21 protein-coding genes and 1 pseudogene are annotated in these 19,844 nt (G+C 67.8%); 10 read left to right on the forward strand and 12 right to left on the reverse strand.

All coding sequences use genetic code 11. The features are described from left to right. Positions 1–278 precede the first annotated feature (278 nt). Entirely contained in the window at positions 279–1,157 is an 879-nt protein-coding gene (folP, locus tag AB0L57_RS18815; RefSeq protein WP_364963528.1) for a dihydropteroate synthase, read from the forward strand. Continuing rightward, a complete protein-coding gene (locus AB0L57_RS18820; RefSeq protein ID WP_364963531.1) occupies positions 1,154–2,077 on the forward strand; it encodes a glucosyl-3-phosphoglycerate synthase in 924 nt (307 codons plus the stop codon). The genes folP and AB0L57_RS18820 overlap by 4 nt, the downstream gene beginning before the upstream one ends. A gap of 55 nt (positions 2,078–2,132) precedes the next feature. On the opposite strand, the gene AB0L57_RS18825 is transcribed toward AB0L57_RS18820, so the two are convergent. The 5 genes from AB0L57_RS18825 to sigE form a co-directional block, all read right to left on the reverse strand. Beyond that, positions 2,133–2,969: a hypothetical protein gene (locus AB0L57_RS18825; protein ID WP_364963535.1), complete on the reverse strand. Its 837-nt coding sequence runs from the start codon at positions 2,967–2,969 to the stop codon at positions 2,133–2,135. 129 nt (positions 2,970–3,098) lie between these two features. Beyond that, positions 3,099–3,563 carry a Sec-independent protein translocase protein TatB gene (gene tatB, locus AB0L57_RS18830; RefSeq protein ID WP_364963538.1) on the reverse strand — a complete coding sequence of 155 codons (465 nt, stop codon included), beginning with the start codon at positions 3,561–3,563 and terminating at the stop codon, positions 3,099–3,101. Between the two features lie 9 nt (positions 3,564–3,572). Then, positions 3,573–5,129: a trypsin-like peptidase domain-containing protein gene (locus AB0L57_RS18835; RefSeq protein WP_364963541.1), complete on the reverse strand. Its 1,557-nt coding sequence runs from the start codon at positions 5,127–5,129 to the stop codon at positions 3,573–3,575. Between the two features lie 11 nt (positions 5,130–5,140). Next, on the reverse strand, positions 5,141–5,530 hold the full coding sequence (locus AB0L57_RS18840) for a hypothetical protein (RefSeq protein WP_364963544.1): 390 nt from the start codon (positions 5,528–5,530) through the stop codon (positions 5,141–5,143). A gap of 66 nt (positions 5,531–5,596) precedes the next feature. Further along, positions 5,597–6,226 carry an RNA polymerase sigma factor SigE gene (gene sigE, locus AB0L57_RS18845; RefSeq protein WP_364964264.1) on the reverse strand — a complete coding sequence of 210 codons (630 nt, stop codon included), beginning with the start codon at positions 6,224–6,226 and terminating at the stop codon, positions 5,597–5,599. Between the two features lie 431 nt (positions 6,227–6,657). Between sigE and AB0L57_RS18850 the strand changes: the two genes are divergently transcribed. From AB0L57_RS18850 to AB0L57_RS18870, 5 genes are all read left to right on the forward strand, one after another. Beyond that, a complete protein-coding gene (locus AB0L57_RS18850) occupies positions 6,658–7,296 on the forward strand; it encodes an O-methyltransferase (RefSeq protein WP_364964267.1) in 639 nt (212 codons plus the stop codon). A gap of 143 nt (positions 7,297–7,439) precedes the next feature. After that, a complete protein-coding gene (locus AB0L57_RS18855; RefSeq protein WP_364963547.1) occupies positions 7,440–8,093 on the forward strand; it encodes a TetR family transcriptional regulator in 654 nt (217 codons plus the stop codon). 24 nt (positions 8,094–8,117) lie between these two features. Continuing rightward, complete coding sequence (locus AB0L57_RS18860) at positions 8,118–9,059, forward strand: ABC transporter ATP-binding protein (protein ID WP_364963550.1); 942 nt, start codon at positions 8,118–8,120, stop codon at positions 9,057–9,059. Further along, positions 9,056–10,711 carry an ABC transporter permease gene (locus AB0L57_RS18865; RefSeq protein ID WP_364963553.1) on the forward strand — a complete coding sequence of 552 codons (1,656 nt, stop codon included), beginning with the start codon at positions 9,056–9,058 and terminating at the stop codon, positions 10,709–10,711. Before AB0L57_RS18860 ends, AB0L57_RS18865 begins: the two co-directional genes overlap by 4 nt. A gap of 133 nt (positions 10,712–10,844) precedes the next feature. Continuing rightward, entirely contained in the window at positions 10,845–11,111 is a 267-nt protein-coding gene (locus AB0L57_RS18870) for a hypothetical protein (RefSeq protein ID WP_364963555.1), read from the forward strand. 27 nt (positions 11,112–11,138) lie between these two features. Here the strand turns inward: AB0L57_RS18870 and glgC are convergent, their stop codons facing one another. Continuing rightward, positions 11,139–12,353, reverse strand: coding sequence for a glucose-1-phosphate adenylyltransferase (glgC, locus tag AB0L57_RS18875; RefSeq protein ID WP_364963558.1), 1,215 nt, complete (start codon positions 12,351–12,353; stop codon positions 11,139–11,141). 161 nt (positions 12,354–12,514) lie between these two features. On the opposite strand from glgC, the gene glgA reads away from it, so the two are divergent. Continuing rightward, on the forward strand, positions 12,515–13,672 hold the full coding sequence (gene glgA, locus AB0L57_RS18880) for a glycogen synthase (RefSeq protein ID WP_364964271.1): 1,158 nt from the start codon (positions 12,515–12,517) through the stop codon (positions 13,670–13,672). Here glgA and AB0L57_RS18885 read toward each other — a convergent pair. Then, positions 13,648–14,103 (reverse strand): DoxX family protein, encoded by a 456-nt coding sequence (locus tag AB0L57_RS18885; RefSeq protein WP_364963560.1) that lies wholly within the window; start codon positions 14,101–14,103, stop codon positions 13,648–13,650. The genes glgA and AB0L57_RS18885 overlap by 25 nt on opposite strands. Positions 14,104–14,203: 100 nt before the next feature. Between AB0L57_RS18885 and AB0L57_RS18890 the strand changes: the two genes are divergently transcribed. Beyond that, on the forward strand, positions 14,204–15,064 hold the full coding sequence (locus tag AB0L57_RS18890) for a sigma-70 family RNA polymerase sigma factor (RefSeq protein ID WP_364963563.1): 861 nt from the start codon (positions 14,204–14,206) through the stop codon (positions 15,062–15,064). A 29-nt stretch (positions 15,065–15,093) separates the two neighbouring features. Here the strand turns inward: AB0L57_RS18890 and AB0L57_RS18895 are convergent, their stop codons facing one another. The 5 genes and pseudogenes from AB0L57_RS18895 to AB0L57_RS18915 form a co-directional block, all read right to left on the reverse strand. Then, positions 15,094–15,912 (reverse strand): putative RNA methyltransferase, encoded by an 819-nt coding sequence (locus tag AB0L57_RS18895; protein WP_364964274.1) that lies wholly within the window; start codon positions 15,910–15,912, stop codon positions 15,094–15,096. An 88-nt stretch (positions 15,913–16,000) separates the two neighbouring features. Further along, a complete protein-coding gene (locus tag AB0L57_RS18900; RefSeq protein WP_064902036.1) occupies positions 16,001–16,168 on the reverse strand; it encodes a DUF3117 domain-containing protein in 168 nt (55 codons plus the stop codon). 179 nt (positions 16,169–16,347) lie between these two features. Next, positions 16,348–16,923: a DNA-3-methyladenine glycosylase I gene (locus tag AB0L57_RS18905; protein ID WP_364963567.1), complete on the reverse strand. Its 576-nt coding sequence runs from the start codon at positions 16,921–16,923 to the stop codon at positions 16,348–16,350. Positions 16,924–17,606: 683 nt separating this feature from the next. Continuing rightward, positions 17,607–17,873 (reverse strand): annotated as a pseudogene (locus AB0L57_RS18910) (DivIVA domain-containing protein); the annotation flags it as partial. Between the two features lie 60 nt (positions 17,874–17,933). After that, a complete protein-coding gene (locus AB0L57_RS18915; protein WP_364963570.1) occupies positions 17,934–18,419 on the reverse strand; it encodes a helix-turn-helix domain-containing protein in 486 nt (161 codons plus the stop codon). A 102-nt stretch (positions 18,420–18,521) separates the two neighbouring features. On the opposite strand from AB0L57_RS18915, the gene AB0L57_RS18920 reads away from it, so the two are divergent. Further along, positions 18,522–19,799 carry a multidrug effflux MFS transporter gene (locus AB0L57_RS18920; protein ID WP_364963572.1) on the forward strand — a complete coding sequence of 426 codons (1,278 nt, stop codon included), beginning with the start codon at positions 18,522–18,524 and terminating at the stop codon, positions 19,797–19,799. The last annotated feature ends 45 nt before the right edge of the window (positions 19,800–19,844 follow it).

Below are 19,844 nucleotides of genomic sequence, written 5' to 3' on the forward strand. Positions count from 1 at the left end.
CCAGCCCGCGAAGTTCGACGCGCCGACATAACGGATCTTCCCGGCCCGCACCAATGCTCCTTCGTCGCTTGCGCAGCGGCACCCGAACGGCGAGACGGCCGCGAACCCACTCGGGGAGCACTACCCCGGAAACGCTTTCAGCGTGCCGGGGTGTGTTGGCGGGTGAGGGCGCCACCTCCGTTCCCATGAGTTCGCATCGAGTACGCCAGCCTGCCCGAGAGCCTGGTTTACGGGTGCTCGCCCGGCCACTCCGGCAACCCCCCAATACACTCGTCGGTATGAGTTCTGCGTCACCGTTGCCCACCCTGTGCGGGAAACCGGTGGCGACGGATCGGGCACTGGTGATGGCGATCGTCAATCGCACCCCCGATTCCTTCTACGACCGTGGGGCGACCTTTACCGACGAGGCGGCGATGGCGGCCGTGGCGCGGGCGGTGTCGGAGGGCACCGATCTGGTCGATATCGGCGGGGTGAAGGCAGGCCCCGGTGCCGAGGTCGATGCCGCCGAGGAGGCGCGCCGGGTGGTGCCCTTCGTCGCGGCCATCCGGGAGCGTCATCCCGATCTGTTGATCAGTGTGGACACCTGGCGCAGCGAGGTCGCGCGGGCGGCGGTGGCGGCGGGAGCCGATCTCATCAACGACACCTGGGCGGGTGCCGACCCCGATCTTGCGGGGGTGGCGGCGGAGCTGGGCGTGGGTATCGTCTGCAGCCACACCGGGGGTGCGCAGCCGCGCACGCGGCCGCATCGGGTGCACTACACGGATGTGGTGTCCGAGGTCACCGATACACTGGTCCGGGCCGCGGAGGCGGCGCAGGCGGCGGGGGTCGCCACGGACTCGATTCTCATCGATCCCACCCACGATTTCGGGAAGAACACCTATCACGGGCTCGAACTGTTGCGGGCCGTGGACGTTCTTGTAAATACCGGATGGCCGGTCTTGATGGCGCTGAGTAATAAGGATTTCATCGGAGAGACTCTTGGTGTCGGACTTTCCGAGCGATTGGAGGGCACATTGGCGGCAACCGCTTGGGCGGCCGCGGCCGGCGCACGAGTCTTCCGAGTTCACGAGGTGGCCGCAACCCGGCGCGTAGTGGACATGATCGCGGCGATTCAGGGCATCCGGCCCCCCGCACGAACCTTGCGAGGTCTGGTATGACATTCGATTGGACTGCCACGCATACGTGGGATCGACCACAGTGGGCGATCGACGAATTGGTCGACGCGAAGAACGGGCGCACCGTCTCGGTGGTACTGCCCGCATTGAACGAAGAGAACACCGTCGCCGACGTGGTGGCCAGTATTCGGCCATTGCTGGGCACGCTGGTGGACGAACTCGTCGTCCTGGACTCGGGGTCGGTGGACGCGACCGCCGAGCGCGCCCGGACCGCCGGAGCGCGGGTGGTGTCGCGGGAGCAGGCGGTACCGGAACTGGACCCGGTACCGGGTAAGGGCGAAGTGCTGTGGCGCTCGCTGGCGGCGACCTCCGGTGACCTGGTGGCATTCGTCGACTCGGATCTGATCGACCCCGATCCGATGTTCGTGCCGAAATTGCTGGGCCCACTGCTGACCGTGGACGGCATGCATCTGGTGAAGGCCTATTACCGGCGCCCCCTGCGCCAGGGTGCGGCCGTGGACGAGCACGGTGGTGGCCGGGTCACGGAACTGGTGGCGCGGCCGCTGCTGGCGGCGCTGCGGCCCGATCTGTCGAAGGTGTTGCAGCCCTTGGGTGGTGAGTACGCCGGTACCCGGGAACTGCTCGCGGCCGTCCCGTTCGCACCGGGTTACGGCGTGGAGATCGGTTTGCTGCTCGATACTTTCGATCTGCTGGGCCTGTCCGCGATCGGGCAGGTGAATCTGGGGGTGCGCACCCATCGCAACCGACCGCTGTCGGACCTGGGCGTCATGAGCCGGCAGATCCTGGGAACCGTGCTGGGCCGTAGCGGTATTCGGGACTCCGGAGCGGCACTGACCCAGTTCCCGCTGGTGGGTGAGGAATTCACCGCCTTGAGCACCGATGTGCACCTGGCCGATCGACCGCCGATGAACACCCTGCGCCCGGCCCGCGCCGCGGCCTGAGGTCCGATCAGGGGCCGCTCGGATCGTGATCTCGGGAGCCCGGCCCGGGCAGAGATCACCTCTCGTGGCGGTAGATCGGGGTCAGTAGGTCCGCTTCCACCGGTTCCCCGTTGCCGCGGTCGTAGCGCACGCCGACCACGGTCGAGAAGGTGCGGGTGTCGGCTCGCTCGTGCAGTGTGGCCAGCCTGGTGCCGAGAAACCGCACCGCGCCCAGGGATCCGGGTGCATGCAGTCCGTCTATCACCAGGATGGTGCCGGTCCCGTCCGGGCGCGGAAGCCGGGCCAGATAGGCGATGTCGTAGGGCTCGGGGCCGCCGGGCCGATAGATGCGGCGTGCGGAGCGGTCCTCGATCGCACGCCGCATCCGTCCCGCGCGGGCGGGAGTCCGACGCAGCCGGGGGTCGGCGGCCACCAGATAGCGCAGACTGGGCGACAATTCGGGTCCGCCGAGAATGATCAGTCCCTCGCGGTCGAGGTTCAGCGGCCGCCCGGGCAGGAAACGCTCCACGGTCACCGTGAAACCCAGCTGCCGCAACAGTTCCGCGAGCCGATGCGGTGCGGCGGTGTCGGGTGCGCCGACCAGCGGTGTGGCGCGGGTGGCGGCGCGCTGGTCGGGAGTGAGAATGGTCAGCGGCCCGGTACCGAAGAACAGGCCTTCCGGAACCGGTCCCTGGGTGCTGACCTGGTGGATCCGGGCGCGCGAAAGGCCCGCCGCCGCACCGATCCTGGCGAATGTCCAGCCCTCGGCGTGCAGTTCCTGAATCACCGCCCGGCGGATGCGGGTGAGTTCGTTGATGGTCTGCTGGGCCGCCGCGACCCCATCGGTGGCTGCCTTGAGGCGCTCGACCTTGTCTTCGATCGCGAATACTCGCGCCACCTCGTCGGCCGACATGTGCGAAGTCTAGATAGCTCGACAGCAGTATGCGTCTAGTCCGGTTGACGAAATCGGCCCATCGCGGTGAATCGAACCGGTACACCGGGCAATTCGAACGGACCGGGCGGTCTGCAGGGCGACGCCGATTCAGGTCGCGTCGAAATCGATCGGTGGTTTCTCGTTGCGGTCGAGTGGTTTCGGCGGTTCCGGCGATGAATAGTTCGGCGGCATGGCCGAATTCGCGGACGCCGAACCGTTCGCCGCGGAATTCCCGGACTGCCCGTTCGCCGAATTCGAGTTACCGAACGTTCCGGTGAACAGCGAATCGTCACCGTCGAAGAGATGTTTGGTGACCATCGATCGCGGTGTCATACCGCGCAATCCCTCCAATGGTTTGCGGAGCTCGTTGAGTTCCTCGAGGGGTTTGCGCAGTTCATCGAGTTCCGGTCCGAGATCGTTGCGCAGCTGGCTGGTGGCACCGGAGGCGTAGTCGCGGACCTGACGCAAACTCTGCGCGGTCCAGCGAATCGCCCCCGGGAGCCGTTCCGGTCCGAGAATCACCAGCGCGGCGACCACCAGGATCACCATCTCGGGCCAGCCGATATTGAACATAAGACCAGGCTACTGGGGCGGCTGCGGAGCGTTCTTGTCGGATTCCAGAGTGACCGGAACTTCGACCTCGCGCCCGTCGCGGATCAGGTGGGCATTCACCGTTTCCCCGATTCGATGGGACTGGACGGCGACGGTGAGCTCGGCCGGCTCGGTGACCTGCCGATCGCCGAATTTGACGATCACATCGCCCTCGCCGATACCCGCCCGCGCGGCCGGGCTGCCGCCCACCACGTCGGCGACCTGGGCTCCGCTCATCGCATCGTTTTCCACCTGCTTGGACTTGGCGGTGACGCCGAGCCAGGGGTGGTAGACGACGCCGTCGCGGATCAGAGTCTGGGAGACCTGCTGGACGAGGTCGACCGGAATCGCGAATCCGAGTCCGACCGAACCGCCGCTCTCACTGCGGATGGCGGTGTTGATGCCGATCAACCGGCCTTCCCCATCGACCAGCGCACCACCGGAGTTGCCGTGATTGATGGCGGCATCGGTCTGCACGGCGTCGAAGGCGCCGGCGGTGTCGTCACCGGCCTCCGGGCTCTCCTGGATGGCGCGATGCAGGGCGCTGACGATGCCGGAGGTCACCGTCTTGTTCAGGCCCAGCGGTGAACCGACGGCGAGTACGTCGTCGCCGACCTGCACATCACCGGATTTCCCCAGCCGGGCCACGGTGAGGTTCTTGACATCGACCTTCAGCACGGCGAGGTCGGTCTTGGGATCACGACCGACCAGCCGGGCGGGGGCCTGGGTGCCGTCGGAGAAACCGACCTGGATCTTGGCGCGCCCGGATGTGTCCTGGGCCGCCATCGAGATCACGTGATTGTTGGTGACGATGTAGCCGTTTCCGTCGATCACGACGCCGGAGCCCAGTGCCCCGTTGTCGCCGACCGTCTCGCGAATCGACACCACCGCGGGCAATACCGCATCGGCTACCTTGGCGACCTGGCTGTGCGGTTTATCGGTGTTGTTCTCCTGCTGCAATGCGACCTTGCGGGAGGTGAGCGACGAGGTGTTCTCCGCGGTGAGACGGCCTGTCAGCCCGCCGACCACACCGATGGCCAGTGCCACGATGCCCAGCACGGCCAGCGCCTTGGGCGCCACCTTGCCGCCGAACAGCACCTCGCGGGTGCTGAGTTTCACCCCCGGCGGCAGCGGGCTGGGTGCGGGGGTGTGGATCGCCGGGTCGCCCATCCGGGCCGCGGCCTCGGGATCACGCCAGGGATCGGCCGGTGCGCTCGACTCTGATGGCCCGGTCGCGGCCTCGGGATCGCGCTGCAGCAGTTCGTCGGAGCCCGCGGGACGGCCGAAGGCCTCGGCGAGCACCGAGTCCGGGGGCCGGTTGACCAGTTCGGTGTTGTCGTGCCGGGGGGCGGCGGCCGCGGCGGGCGCATAGGCGCCGAATGATCCGGTGTGCCCCTCGGGGCGGCGGAAGGCGCGAGCGGTGTGTTTATCGATATCCGGGCGATAAACCGGGCGCGGCCCCAATACGGGCGCGTCCGACGGCCTCAGGTTCCCCCTGTGGGCCGCCGAATCCGAAGAGTTGCTGGACGGCGTCGATTCGGTGGTCACGTTCGTGAACTCTACTTGCGCCACCATCCCGTCCACCGCCTGCTCTCGAATCCGATTTCTCGATTCGAGGAGGAGGCGAAACGGAACGAATCCGCCCGCAGGCCGAGGAAACTCGTGCCACGCGACATATTTTCGGTACTACTTCCGGTGAGGTCGGCCAACGGTATTCGACTCAGGGTGTCCTGAAGATCGGTGGGTGCGGAAATCTGCATCTGGGCCGCCCGGCGCAATGCAACGCGGGCCTGCTGCTGGGCCTCGACCTCGGCGGCGCATTCGGGACAGCGGGAAAGGTGTTCGGCCGCGCGTAGATAGGCGTTCATTCTCAGCTCGCCGTCGACATAAGCGACGACGGCCTCACTGGCCAGGTGCTCGGTGGGGGCGAAACGACCCTCGCCAGTCATACGGATGCACACCCTTCCGACGGACTACAGCTTCGCCGGGCAACCGCCGCGGCGCCGTGACCGCTGTTACCCGACCTTCTCTTCAGCGGCGGACCGCTGCTGAGAACCATTATGCGCAAGGTACTCCCGCAATGCCTGACGGCCGCGATGGATACGGCTGCGCACGGTACCCAGTTTCACTCCGAGGGTAGCGCCGATCTCCTCGTACGACAGACCCTCGATATCGCACAATACGACCGCGGCGCGGAATTCCGGCGCCAGCGAATCGAGTGCGCGCTGCAGATCCGGATCGAGCCGGGCGTCGTGATAGACCTGCTCGGGCCCCGGGCCCTCGGCCGGTACCCGGTCGTAGTCCTCGGGCAGCGCCTCCATCCGGATGCGATTGCGCCGGCGGACCATATCCAGGAACAGATTCGTGGTGATCCGGTGCAGCCAGCCCTCGAACGTGCCGGGCTGGTAGTTCTGCAGCGAACGGAAGACCCGGATGAACGTCTCCTGGGTCAGATCCTCGGCGTCCTGCGGATCGCCGGTGAGGCGATAGGCGAGCCGATAGACACGGTCGGCGTGTTCGCGCACCAACTCGTCCCAGGACGGCATCATGGTGCGGTCGCCGGTGGCATCGAAGGCCGCGGTGCCGCTGAGGTCGTCGTCCTCGGTGGAGGCCGCGTCCGCGTCACCGCTCGCAACATCGTTCACAACGTTGTCGTCCACAATGGATACATCGCGCACGGCCGAAGTTTCGGTATCGTCGAATTCGGTGCCGACGATCACATCGTGCCGGGACGCACCGGGTAGTTCGTAACCGGCCGAGACGCCGATCGGCAACCTCGACTCGGGCAGGGTGGCGTATTGACGCGCCGCATCGACCTTGTGGATGGGGTGACCTCCTACTCGGGACCGTGGCAGGCGCACGACGAGTGGTGATCGTCGCGTACCGGGTACAACCCATGACCTGGGTCGGGTGTTCCCGGGCGCCGTCCGGCGGTCGGCCGGCCCTTGCTTGGTCATTACTCTGGCGGTTCCCGATGTGCCGGTGGTATGGGGAGGCTGAGGGACACCTGAGAAAAACAGCCGCCGTCGTCGCGCTCCCGGACCGCCGCGCCGTTAGCCTCATATTCGTGAGCCACATCCCAGCGGCATCGGCCCTGCAGCGCAACCTCGCCTACGTGGAGGAATCCGTGGTCGAGGACGAGATCCTCATCGCCGCGCGCGAGCGGGCCACCGAACTGGGGGTATCGCCGGTACCGCCGTCGGTCGGCGCCCTGCTCAGCATGTACGCCCAGCTGCTCGGTGCGCGGGCGGTCGTGGAGGTGGGCACCGGCGCCGGGATCAGCGGACTCTGGCTGCTGGACGGTATGCGTGAGGACGGCACGCTCACCACGATCGATTCCGAACCCGAGCATCAGCGCGCGGCAAAGGATGCCTTCCGCGCGGCCGAAGTCGCCCCGGCGCGCACCCGGCTGATCAACGGCCGCGCCCTGGATGTGCTGCCGCGGCTCGCCGATGACGCCTACGACCTGGTGTTCATCGATGCCGCGCCGCTCGAGCAGCCGCAGTACGTCGAACAAGCCGTCCGGTTGCTACGTGAGGGCGGGGCGCTGCTGATGTACAACGCCCTGCTCGGCGGCCGGGTGCCGGATCCGGCCCAGCGGGATGCGGCGACGCAGGCCGTGCGATCGGCGACCCGGATGGTGGCCGAGGACCCGAATCTGACGAGCGTGCTGATTCCGGTCGGCGACGGACTGCTCTGCGCCTCCCGCGGCTGAGTACCCGCGTCTCTCGCGGGGAGTCCCCGGGAGGATCGAGATCCCCCGGTCGGCGGGCCTGGACCTGCACTTTTTCCGATCCGAATGTGCCCTATGCCGAAGTCTTGCGTGCGGATTGAACGAGTGTTTAGTATATTGAACATGTGTTTAAAGGAGCAGCCGTACCGGAAGGATCCGCCACGGATCTGAGCACGCCCGCCCGGATTCGGGAGGCGGCGATCGTTGTCTTCGGAGACGAGGGATTCGGGGTCGGTGTGCGGGCCATCGCCAAGGCGGCGGGGGTCTCGCCCGGACTCCTGAACCATCACTTCGGCTCCAAGGAAGGACTGCGCGAGGCATGTGACGACCACGTGCGCTCGGTCATCCGAGCGGCGAAAACGGAGCACGTTCAGCATCCGACGCCGGACGCGACCCTGCATGCGCTCGCCGAGATCGAAGAGTATGCGCCGTACATCGCCTATTTGATGCGTACCTTCCAAGCCGGCGGAACTCTCATGGCCACCCTGTTCGATCAGATGCGACAGGATGTGCAGTCCTATCTACAGGTCGGCATAGATGCCGGCACCCTGCGCCGTCCCACCGATCTCGTGGCGACGGCGAACTTCCTGGCGGTGCAGAACGGCGGAGGATTCTTCCTCTTCCTGCAGCTCCATGCCGCCAGGAACAACGGAAATCTCGACTTTCGAAAAGCGTTGCGCGAGTACGCCGATCAGATGTTGCTGCCCGCGATCGAAGTCAACACCCACGGTCTGTTCACCGATTCGACGTTGCTGGATTCCTTATTGGCCGAACGGTGAATTCCCATCTCACAAGGAGATTCGATGTCATCGGCAATCGAGGTCCGGAAGCTGCACAAGCATTTCGGATCTGTACACGCCTTGGACGGCCTCGACCTGGAGGTCACCGAGGGGGAGGTACACGGCTTCCTGGGACCCAATGGGGCCGGTAAGTCGACGACCATCCGCATTCTGCTGGGCATTCTCGCCCGGACATCGGGACAGGCGCGCGTGCTCGGCCGCGACCCGTGGACCGACGCGGTCGCCCTGCATCGCGATATCGCCTACGTGCCCGGCGATGTCACACTGTGGCCCTCACTGTCGGGTGGGGAGACCATCGACCTGCTGGCGCGCATGCGCGGCGGGATCGACACCGCCCGTCGTGCCGAGCTGATCGAGCGTTTCGAGCTCGATCCCCGAAAGAAGGCGCGGACCTATTCCAAGGGCAACCGGCAGAAGGTCGCCCTGGTCTCGGCCTTCTCCTCGAATGCGCGGCTGCTGCTGCTCGACGAGCCGACCTCGGGCCTGGATCCGTTGATGGAACAGATGTTTCGCGAATGTGCGCGTGAGGCGTCCGAACGGGGCGCCACCGTGCTGCTGTCGAGCCACATCCTGTCCGAGGTCGAGGCGCTGTGCGATCGGGTCACCATCATCCGGGCCGGCCGCACCGTGGAGAGCGGGACGCTGACCGAGATGCGGCACCTCAGTCGCACCTCGATCAAGGCCGAACTCGTCGGCGACCCCGGCGATCTCGGCGCCATCGAGGGAGTCGAGGATGTGAACATCTCCGACCACACGCTGACCTGCCAGGTCGACGGTGAACATCTCGGGGAGCTGATCCGGATGCTCGGCGATGCCGGGGTCCGGAGCCTGGTCAGCCAGCCGCCGACGCTGGAAGAGCTGTTCCTGCGCCATTATTCGCTCGACGGGCACCCGGCGCCCGACGCGCGTCCGGCCGCCCGCACTCTCACCGAGGTCGTGAAATGACCACCGCCACCCTCACGCGCACCGGCGGATTCGCCGAATCCCTGCGGGGTGGTTCGGATTTCGCCGGAACCGGACAGTTGCTGCGGCTGTATCTGCGGCGTGACCGGATCGTGCTACCACTGTGGGTGCTGCTGCTGTCGCTGCCGCTCGGCAGCGTCTACGTGGGCGGTGTCGACAAGGTGTATCCCACACCGGCCGATCTGCAGAACTTCGCGCACATGGTCCTGTCGAGTCCCGCGCAGCTGGCCATGTACGGGCCGATCTACAACACCACACTCGGTGCGGCCGGGGTGTGGAAGGCCGGGATGTTCTACACCCTGATCGGAATCGCCACGATTCTGACGGTCATCCGGCACACCCGGGCCGAGGAGGAATCCGGGCGGGAGGAGTTGCTCGCCTCCACCCGGATCGGCCGATTCGCCTCCCTCACGGCCGCATTACTGCTGACCTGCGCCGCCTGTCTGGTCGCCGGGCTGATCGCGACGCTGAGCATCGCATCGGCGGGGGTGCCGGTCGACGGATCGCTGGCCTTCGGTGCGGCGCTGGCCGCCTCGGGCATCGTTTTCGCGGCCGTCGCCGCGGTCACCGCACAGCTCAGTGCCGGCGCCCGGATCTCGCGCGGGATCGCGTTCGCGGTCCTGGCGGTGACCTTCACTCTGCGTGCCATCGGTGACGCGCGCGCCGGAGACGGCCCCACCGACATCCTGACCTGGCTGTCACCGCAGGGCTGGTCGTTGCAGATGCGTCCGTTCGCGGGTGACCGCTGGTGGGTGCTGCTGTTGCACGCGGCGGCCTCGGTGATCCTGATCGCGGTGGCATACGCGCTGCTGCGGCGCCGCGACATGGGGGCCGGCCTGATCGCCGAACGTCCTGGCCCGCCGTCCGGATCGGCACTGCTGAGCGGCCCGCTCGGGCTGGCCTGGCGGCTGCAGCGCGGCACCCTGCTGGCGTGGGCCGTGGGCCTGGCGCTCTACGGCTTGATCATCGGCAGCGTGATCCACGGCATCGGTGACGAGATCGGCTCCAGTCAGGCGGTGCGCGACGTGATCGCGCGACTCGGCGGATCGCAGGGGGTCGAGGAGGCCTTCCTGAACACCGCCTATTCGATGATCGGGTTGGCCGCGGCGGCCTATTCGATATCGGCGGCCCTGCGGATGTTCGCCGAGGAGAGCAACGACCGCGCCGAAACCGTGCTGACCGGCTCGGTCGGCCGGATTCGCTGGGCGGCAACACATCTGCTGTTCGCCTTCGGCGGGCCGGTACTGGTGCTGTTCGTGTCCGGTGCGATCGGCGGGATCGCCTACGGCATCGCCGCGGGTGATATGGGCGGCAAGTTCCCGCAGGCACTGGAAGCGGCGATGATCCAGATTCCGGCCGTGTGGGTGTTCACCGCGATCACCGTGCTGTTGTTCGGACTGCTGCCGCGCTGGACGCCGGTCGCGTGGGGCGTGCTGACGGCCGGTGTGGCGGTGTATCTGCTCGGATCGATATCCGGTATGCCGCAATGGGTTCTGGATCTCGATCCGTACGGGCATCTGCCGAAGCTACCGGCCGAGGACTTCCGGGCGCTGCCGGTGATCGTGCTCCTCGTGCTCGCCGCGGCGATGACCGGAATCGGCCTGCTGGCCTGGCGCCGGCGCGATGTGCGCTGACGGTCACGGGATTTCGTCGTCCGGCCGGTCTCCTCGCGGGGATCGGCCGGACGGCAATTGCCGATAGCGGGGAACCTCGCCGAGCCGATATCATTGGTGTAGAGGGTGATTCGGCGGTGCCAGGAGGCGGGGAGTGTACGATCGGAGGGGCGCGTACGAGCGCAGTATCTTCATCGAGGTCGCGCCCCGCGGCTGGCTCATCCTGGGGCTCGTGGCACTCGGCGCAGCGGTTTTCGTGGCACTACTGGTCATGCTGCTGGTCAGTGATGACAAATTCGACGATCCGTCGAAGTATCCGGGTGTCCCGCACGGTACCTGCACGCCGTTCTGCTACACCCCCGAGAGCCCAGGCGTGACCCAGCCGGCGCCGCCGGCCCAGTACCCGATGCCGGGACGCTGAGCTACCCCCGCCGTCGATCCGCGGGCCTCAGACCCACACACCCTTACCTACGGTGACCACACCACCGTTGCTCACCGCGAACCGTTCGCGATCGCGCTCCATATCGACGCCGATGATCTCGCCCTCGCCGACCATGACGTTCTTGTCCAGGATCGCGCGCCGCACCACCGCACCGCGCCCGATGCGCACACCGGGCATCAGGACACTGCCCTCCACGGTCGCCCCGTCCTCGATGAACACATTCGAGGACAGCACCGAATTACGCACCGTCGCCGCGGACAGGATGCTGCCCGCCCCCACGATGGATTCCTGTGCCAGTCCGCCCTGGGCGAATTTCGCGGGGGCGAGGTTCTCCGCGGTGCCGCGAATCGGCCAGTGCCGGTTGTAGAGATTGAAGATGGGGTGCACCGACACCAGGTCCATGTGCGCTGCGTAGAAGGCGTCGATCGTCCCCACATCCCGCCAGTACCCGCGATCGCGATCGGTGGAGCCGGGGACTTCGTTGCTCGCGAAGTCGTAGACGCCGGCCTCGCCCTGGGTGACCAGGCCGGGGATGATGTCACCGCCCATATCGTGATCGGAGTCGACATCGTCGGCGTCGGCGCGGATGGCATCGACGAGCACCTTCGTGGTGAAGACGTAATTACCCATCGAGGCGAAGGTCATATTCGGATCGTCGGGAATGCCCGGTGGGTGGACCGGCTTCTCCAGGAAACCGGTGATGCGCCCGGATTCGTCGGAGTCGATACAGCCGAAGGCGCTCGCATCGCGGCGCGGCACCCGGATCCCGGCCACGGTCACCCCCGCACCGGAATCGATGTGATGGGCCACCATCTGCTCGGGATCCATGCGGTAGACGTGATCGGCGCCGAAAACCACGATGTAGTCGGGGTCCTCGTCGTAGATCAGATTCAGCGACTGCATGATCGCGTCGGCACTGCCGGTGTACCAGCGCGGTCCCAGTCGCTGCTGGGCCGGGACCGGAGTGATGTATTCGCCGCCGAAACCCGACAGCCGCCAGGTCTGGGAGATGTGCCGGTCCAGTGAATGCGACTTGTACTGGGTGAGCACACAGATGCGCAGATATCCGGCGTTGACGAGATTGGAGAGTACGAAATCGATCAGGCGGTATGCGCCCCCGAACGGGACCGCGGGCTTGGCGCGGTCCTTGGTGAGGGGAAAGAGTCGTTTGCCCTCACCACCGGCTAGCACTACCCCGAGTACGTGCGGCTGGCTCCTCACGCATTTCAACCTACCGTCCGAGCCCGCGGCATGTCCGCCGATGGTTCGGCCCGCCGGGTGTGGTGGCCGGCGGGCCGACGGATTAGGTTGGACCGGTGAGTGTCGCGGATGGCGGCCGCGAGCCGATACCACCACAGGACCCCGACCGGCTCAGGGTCGCGATGCTGACCCGCGAGTACCCGCCCGAGGTGTACGGCGGGGCCGGGGTGCACGTCACCGAGCTGGTTCCGCGGCTGCGGCGGCTGTGTGATGTGACGGTGCACTGTATGGGCGCCGACCGCTTCGACGCCGTCGTGCACCAACCCGATCCGATGCTCTACGCCGCCAATTCCGCACTGCAGATGATGTCGGCACAACTGCGCATGGCCGATGCCGTGGGCACGGTCGACATCGTGCACTCGCACACCTGGTACACCGGGCTGGCCGGGCATCTGGCGGCGACCCTGTACGGGATTCCGCACGTTCTCACCGCACATTCGCTGGAACCGCGGCGACCGTGGAAGGCCGAGCAGCTCGGTGGCGGGTACCGGTTGTCGTCATGGTCGGAGCGGGCCGCGATGGAGAGTGCCGACGCCGTCATCGCCGTGAGTGCCGGGATGCGCCGCGATGTGCTCGACGCCTATCCGACCGTCGATCCGGCCCGAGTCCATGTGGTGCACAACGGTATCGACGGCGATGCCTGGTTCCCGGGTGGTCCCGTGCCCGAGGCCCGTGACGCCCTCGGCGAGCTCGGGGTGCCGCGCGACGCGCCGATCGCGGCCTTCGTCGGCCGTATCACCCGGCAGAAGGGCGTCGCGCATCTGCTGGCCGCCGCCCGCGATATCGATCCCGAGATCCAGCTGGTGTTGTGCGCGGGTGCTCCCGACACCCCGCAGCTGGAGGCCGAAGCCGCACAGGCGGTGCGCGAACTCGCCGCGACCCGGGGCGGTGTCTTCTGGGTGCGCGATATGCTGCCCACCGAGCAGGTGCGTCAAATACTGGCAGCTGCAACGGTTTTCATCTGCCCCTCGGTGTACGAGCCGCTCGGCATCGTGAATCTGGAGGCCATGGCCTGCGGTACCGCGGTGGTCGCCTCGGATGTCGGCGGAATTCCCGAGGTGGTTCGGGACGGGGAGACCGGGCGGCTGGTGCCCTACGATTCGCTCCGCCCGCGAGATTTCGAGCGGGACCTGGCGGCAACGATCAGCGCGGTCGCCACCGATGCGGGGCTCGCCGCTCGGTTCGGGGCGGCCGGGCGTGAGCGCGCGCTCGCGGAATTCAGCTGGGCGCAGGTCGCCGCCCGCACCACCGAACTCTACGACCGCATCCGCAAGGGCTGACGGCCGGGCAGACAGCGGCTCGCCGGTCGCAGCGCCCACGACAGCACGGTCGATACGGCGAACACGCTCAGCACCACGACCTCGCCGCGGGCGTAGGCCGCTGTCAGATGCGAGACGATCGCGCCGGTGTAGACGAAGAACGTTCCCGCATAGGCCCATTCCTTCAGTAGTGGCAGCCGGGGTGCGGCCAGGACGATCGCCGCCGCCACCTTCCAGACACCGAGCAACACCAGGAAATACGTGGGATAGCCGAGATGAACCACGACATCCCGGACGAAGGGGATACGGGCGATATCCCAGATGCCGCCGACCGCGGCCTCGGCGACGATGGCGGCGGTCGTGACCCGGTAGGTGATGCGGACGGCCGCCGACCTGCCTTCGTCGCGCGACGACGCGGTGGCGGCCGGCGGGTATTCGGAAAGGTCGCGCATGAGCGTCTCCTGGGTGGTTATGGTGGTGGCTACCGCGAAGGATGCGGGTCACCGGGTGGTCTCACTCGATACGGCGTAGCGCGTGGCGAGGATGTGACGGGTGGACGAGCGCGATTCGGCCCTGTCGCGGTTGCACGAACAGCGGCCGCGCTGGCAGGCGCTGGCCCACCGCATCCTCGGTTCGGCCGGTGATGCCGAGGACGCGGTGCAGGAGACATGGCTGCGAGTGCATCGGAGTCCGCCCCGCGCGGTCGACAATCTCGATGCCTGGCTCACCACGGCCCTCGCGCACACCTGCCTGGATCTGCTGCGCGCCCGGCGATCGCGGCCGGAGCAGCCCAGCGGAACGGAACTGCCGGATCCGCTGTCGGTGACCCCCGACACCGGTGACGGGCCGGAAGACCGTGCGGTGCTGTCGGATTCGCTGGGTCTCGCCATGCAGGTGGTGCTGTCGAGGCTGGATCCGCCGGAGCGGATCGCGTTCGTCCTGCACGACAGCTTCGGTATGCCGTTCGATCGCATCGCCGAACTGTTGGATCGAACACCGGCCGCCGCCAGGCAATTGGCCAGCCGTGCCCGCCGCCGGGTGCGGGATGCGCCGGTACCCGATCACGATCGCGCGGCACAACGCGCGGTGGTGGACGCCTTCTTCACCGCCGCGCGCAGCGGGGATTTCGAGGCCCTGGTGGCCCAGTTGGATCCCGGGATCACCCTGCGTGCGGATGCGGGGGCCGGTGGCGGCTGGGAGATCCACGGGCCGCGCGATACCGCTACGCGCGCACTGCTTTTCGCCCGGCCATCGTCGGATGTGCATCCGGTGCTGGTGAACGGCGGCGCGGGGGCGGTGATCCGGTTCGCGGGCCGGCCGGGGGTGCTGCTGGCCTTCACCGTCACCGGCGGCCGCATCGCCGAGATCGACGTGTATGCCGATGGGGAGCGGGTGGGGGCGATCTTGGCGTGAGTGCGCGCGTGCGATCGGCCGCCGGTGGTTCAGCGGCGGTATGTCGTGATCGTCACCGAAGCGGTGACCGGCACCGTGTCCGGCAGTGCGCCGATCAACCGAGCCCGGGATTCGGCGCCGTGGTGAGCCGAGGGGCCCATTCCGGCCACATCGGCGACCGCCGCGTGGTCGAGCGACATCGAGAACTCGACCTCGGTCCGGTCGATCCGGGTGAAGTCGGCGGACAGGGCGTCGGTGAGGCGCTCGTCCTTGTCCGCCGCGACCGCGACCATCGCCAGCGGCTCGATGAGCTCGCCGAGATGCCGCGGGGTCGGGGTGACGACGACGAAGGTGCCGCCGGGCCGCAGGACGCGCGCGACCTCGGCCGGATTGCGTGGCGCGAAGACCGACAGCACCCGATCCAGGGCGCGGTCCCGGATCGGCAGACCCCGCCAGACGTCGGCCAGGATCGATGCCGCGCGGTCGTGTGCGCGGGCTGCCCGGCGCGCGGCCGGTTTCGACACGTCCAGGGCGATACCGTGGGTCCCGGGGGACACGTCCAGCGCGGCCGCCAGGTAGTACCCGGTCCCGGCGCCGAGCTCGAGTATCGTGCCGATGTGTGGATCGCCCGCGGTCGATGCCTCCGCGGCCGCTCGCGCGATCGAAGCGAAATGGCCGGCGGCCTGAAATCGTTCCCGCGCGTCGAGCATGCCGGGGGTGTCACCGACCATTTTCGTCGCTGCGCCGGTCAGCAGGCTCACATAGCCCTGTTTGGCGATATCGAAACTGTGGCCCTGGGCGCACAGCAGACGGCGGTCGTCGGCCGCCATTTCCGCATGACATTCCGGACATGCGAGGGCAGCGACGATCGCAGCCAATGGCGAGGCCGGGTGCGTGGAAAACGCACGCGGCCCCGCCGGCAATTTCGTCACCGGTTGTTTCGGTTGGGTCGAGCGGCTAGCTGGTGACCGCGGTGAGCTCTTTACCGAGCGCAGCCGCTTCCTCCGGCGTGAGCTCGACGACCAAACGCCCGCCACCCTCGAGTGGAACCCGCATGACGATTCCACGCCCTTCCTTGGTTGCCTCGAGGGGACCGTCCCCGGTGCGGGGCTTCATGGCCGCCATCCTCTGCTCCCTCCAGATCCGCGCGGTCTGCTGCGCACTTCTCGGAACTAATGTGTTGTCACCAACAGGCAGCCGCCGGACGCGACAAGCGTGTCCGGTGGTCTGCACTCCGCCTATTCTTCCTCATCACGGAACCGGCCGGGTAGCTGAGTTCGAAAACCGACCGGCGTGGCGCGCGATCAACGTCGCAGATCGACCCAGCAATCGGAGAGATGGTCGTCGACCATTCCGGTCGCCTGCATCAGCGCGTAGGCCGTGGTCGGGCCGACGAACCGGAACCCGCGTTTTTTGAGTTCGGTTGCGAGAGCTACGGATTCGGATGTGACGGCAGGCACGTCGGCGAGCGCGCGCGGGCGCGGACGCGCCGGCGGAGCGAACGACCAGAGCAATTCGTCCAGGCCGGGACTCAGTTCACGTGCGATTTTGGCATTCGCGATACAGGCGAGAATTTTGGCGCGATTGCGCACGATGCCGGGATCGGCGAGCAGCCGTTCGGTGTCCGAATCGCGGAATTCGGCCACCCGATCGATGGCGAAGCCGTCGAATGCCGCCCGGAACGCCGGCCGTTTGCGCAGGATCGTGATCCACGACAGTCCCGATTGGAAGGCTTCGAGACACATTCGCTCGAACAGAGCGTCGTCACCGTGTACCGGCCGGCCCCATTCGGAGTCGTGGTAGTCGCGATACAGCTGTGACGACTCCGACCACCCGCATCGGATCTTTCCGTCGTCGTCGATGGCGGTATCGGCGCTCACCGCACTCCTCCCGGCCCGGGGTGCGGATCGCTGGGCAGCGGCGGGGGCGCCCAGGAGCCGGTCGTGCCGGTATCGGCGGGCTCGGTGAATCCGCCGGTATCCGGGTTACCGGCTACCGGTCCGGGACCGGCGACGGCCGGGTCTGGACCGGATGCGGCGGGCGCGGGCGGATTCGGCGCATCGGGGGCCGTGGTGGCAGCGGCGACCGCCGCTGTCGGTGGAATGGGGGATGGGATCGGCCCGGATGGGGTGAGGTCCGGTGCGGGATGCGGCGCTGTCGAGCCCGGCCACGCGGAACCGGGCAGGGTGGGACCCTGCTGTACGGGATCTGCCGGTGGCGTTCCGAATCCATTGCCGGAAGCGAACGGGTGGGCCGGGTACGCGGTCGCGTTCGGGCCCGCCGAGCCGAGCGGGTCACCGCCGATTCCGGTGCCGAACGGCGGAACCTGACCGGTTCCGGGAAATGGTGGTGCGATACCGGGTGCGCCGGGCAGGCCGCCGAATCCGGACGGCGCCGAGCCGAACGGGGCGGGGAACTCGGAGGCGGGGCCGGGCCATCCGACGGCCGTCGCGTTCGTGGCGGGCCCGGGTGGATCGGCGTCCGGGCCGATACCGCTCGTGCCCGGTGGCTGCGGGGCCGGGCCGTACGGCTCTTCGTCGCCGGTGGATGGATTGCGCTGTGTGAGTTGGGCTTCCAGCTCCTCGATGCGTGCGGCCAGACGGCTCAGCGCCCAATCGACCTCGCCCGCCTTGTAACCGCGAAAGACCTGCTGAAAACGCAGTGCCCGGACATCGGCTCCCCGGATGCCCGTCGCGGGCAGCACCGTCACCGTGGTGCCCTCCGGCAGTGGGCCCAGTTCTTCCCCGCGCCCGAACACCGCACTGGCCACGAGAAACAACAGCGCGGCCACCAAGCCGACGATGAGCACGTACAACAGCAGCGTGAGCATAGGTCGAGGATAGGGGGCGGCCCCGACAACAGGCCCGCCAGCCGGGTGGGCCCGCGGCGTTCAGTTGCGGCGTCGCGGATTCCGGTCGTCGCGCAGGACGTGATCGAGTGCCGCGAGGGCGTCGGCGGCCCCCTCGATCGCCTGGACCTGCGCCGGATCGAGGCGGACCATCGCCGCGCGCACCGTTCCCGACCACACGGAATCGATGGAGTCCTGCTCGCTGTATGCCTTGTCGGTCGGCATCAGCAGCGATACCCGCCGGTCCGCGGCACTCGGCTCGCGAGTCACCAGCCCGCGCGCGACCAGATCGCGCACGGCCGCGCTGACATTGCTGTGCCGCATCCCCAGTCGGCGCGCCATATCGGTCACCGTGCTGCCAGGTGTGGTGAGCACCTGCATGAGGACCGCCAGTTCGGTGGTGGGCAGCGGGTCGAGCCCGGCGACCTCGGGCACCAGCCGATGCACCGTCCACGCCAGATCGCGCAGCACTCTGGCCAGGTCGCCCACTGCGGCGGAGGTATTTCGGGTCGCATTCGCACCGCTCATACCGCACAGCATAGTACGTACTTTGACATACGTATTTTTTCATAACTATTGTGGTCCGGTGTTCCGCAGTGCGGCCGTTCTCGATTCCCCGGAGGAAGTCCCATGACCACCGCCTCGTCCTGCGATCCCGGCACGGCATCCCGTGCCTCCGCCGCTCCGGTGCGGCCCGCCCTGATTGCGGTGCTGGCGTTGCTCACCGCGGTGGCGCCGCTCGCGACCGATATGTATCTGCCCGCATTCCCGAGGATGGCCGAGGATCTGCACACGAGTGCCGCCGGAATCCAGCTCACCCTCACCGCCTTCCTGATCGGGCTGGGGCTGGGGCAGTTGTTCATCGGGCCGCTGTCGGATGCGACCGGCCGCCGGCGCCCCCTGCTGGCCGGATCGCTGGTCTGCCTGGCGGCCGGAATCGTCTGTGCGGTGGCGCCGAATGTGGGCGTACTGGCCGGTGCGCGGTTCGTGCAGGGGCTCGGCGGGGCGGCGGGCATCGTGCTGGCGCGCGCCATCATCTCCGATACCGCCCGGGGCGCGGCGGCCGCGAAACTGCTCGGGATCGTGATGATCATCAGCGTCATCTCCCCGGTGGTCGCGCCGCTGTCGGGCGGGGCGATCGTCACCGCCGGCGGTTGGCGCGCGGTGTTCTGGGCGCTCAGTGGGCTGACCCTGCTGATGGTCGCCGGTGCCGCACTGGTCGTGCGGGAGTCACTACCGGAATCCGCGCGCACCCGGGGCGGATTCGCCGCCACGGTTCATGGCGGCCGGGTGGTGCTGGGGAACAGGAACTATGTCGGCTATCTGCTCACATTCTGTTTCGCCTTCGCCGCGCTGTTCGCCTATATCTCCGCCTCGCCGTTCGTGATGCAGGACGTGATGGGATTGTCGGCAGGGGTCTATTCGATGATCTTCGGGCTCAACGCGCTGTTCATCGTTGTCACCAGCGCCGCCGCCACGGCGCTGGCGGGCCGGGTGTCGTACCGGGCGATGATCACCGCGGGACTCGCGGTGGCCGCCGTCGCCACGATCGGGCTGTTCGCCTCGGTCCTCGCCGATGTGCCTGCCGTCCCCACGCTCGTCTGCTTCGCGCTCTTCCAGGGGGCACTGGGCCTGATCTTCTCGAATGCCACCGCACTGGCGCTGGCGGAGACGGGAGCACATGCCGGAACCGGATCGGCGTTCCTGGGCTTTCTGCAGTTCGCGCTCGCCGCGGTGGTCTCGCCGCTGGTCGGCCTGTGGGGTGAGCAGACAGCGCGGCCGATGGCGGTGATGATGATCGTCTCGGTCGGACTGTCCGTCCTGGCGTACACGACTCTCACCCGTGCGAGTTCGTCACCGCGCACGCTGGCGGAAGGCCAGGTGGACGTTCCGTCGCACGCGGGATGAGTCGGCATCTGCGCCGGCCTGCCGATTTCCGCGTCGGTGTCCTCG

Source organism: Nocardia sp. NPDC052254, assembly GCF_040679495.1.
Classification (GTDB): Bacteria; Actinomycetota; Actinomycetes; order Mycobacteriales; family Mycobacteriaceae; genus Nocardia.

Excerpts from the sequence above, each read along its gene's own strand:
- folP (WP_364963528.1), top strand. The coding sequence starts at position 279 with ATGAGTTCTGCGTCACCGTTGCCCACCCTGTGCGGGAAACCGGTGGCG.
- AB0L57_RS18820 (WP_364963531.1), top strand. The coding sequence starts at position 1,154 with ATGACATTCGATTGGACTGCCACGCATACGTGGGATCGACCACAGTGG.
- AB0L57_RS18825 (WP_364963535.1), bottom strand. The coding sequence starts at position 2,969 with ATGTCGGCCGACGAGGTGGCGCGAGTATTCGCGATCGAAGACAAGGTC.
- tatB (WP_364963538.1), bottom strand. The coding sequence starts at position 3,563 with ATGTTCAATATCGGCTGGCCCGAGATGGTGATCCTGGTGGTCGCCGCG.
- AB0L57_RS18840 (WP_364963544.1), bottom strand. The coding sequence starts at position 5,530 with ATGACTGGCGAGGGTCGTTTCGCCCCCACCGAGCACCTGGCCAGTGAG.
- AB0L57_RS18860 (WP_364963550.1), top strand. The coding sequence starts at position 8,118 with ATGTCATCGGCAATCGAGGTCCGGAAGCTGCACAAGCATTTCGGATCT.
- AB0L57_RS18865 (WP_364963553.1), top strand. The coding sequence starts at position 9,056 with ATGACCACCGCCACCCTCACGCGCACCGGCGGATTCGCCGAATCCCTG.
- glgA (WP_364964271.1), top strand. The coding sequence starts at position 12,515 with ATGCTGACCCGCGAGTACCCGCCCGAGGTGTACGGCGGGGCCGGGGTG.
- AB0L57_RS18885 (WP_364963560.1), bottom strand. The coding sequence starts at position 14,103 with ATGCGCGACCTTTCCGAATACCCGCCGGCCGCCACCGCGTCGTCGCGC.
- AB0L57_RS18900 (WP_064902036.1), bottom strand. The coding sequence starts at position 16,168 with ATGGCGGCCATGAAGCCCCGCACCGGGGACGGTCCCCTCGAGGCAACC.
- AB0L57_RS18915 (WP_364963570.1), bottom strand. The coding sequence starts at position 18,419 with ATGAGCGGTGCGAATGCGACCCGAAATACCTCCGCCGCAGTGGGCGAC.
- AB0L57_RS18920 (WP_364963572.1), top strand. The coding sequence starts at position 18,522 with ATGACCACCGCCTCGTCCTGCGATCCCGGCACGGCATCCCGTGCCTCC.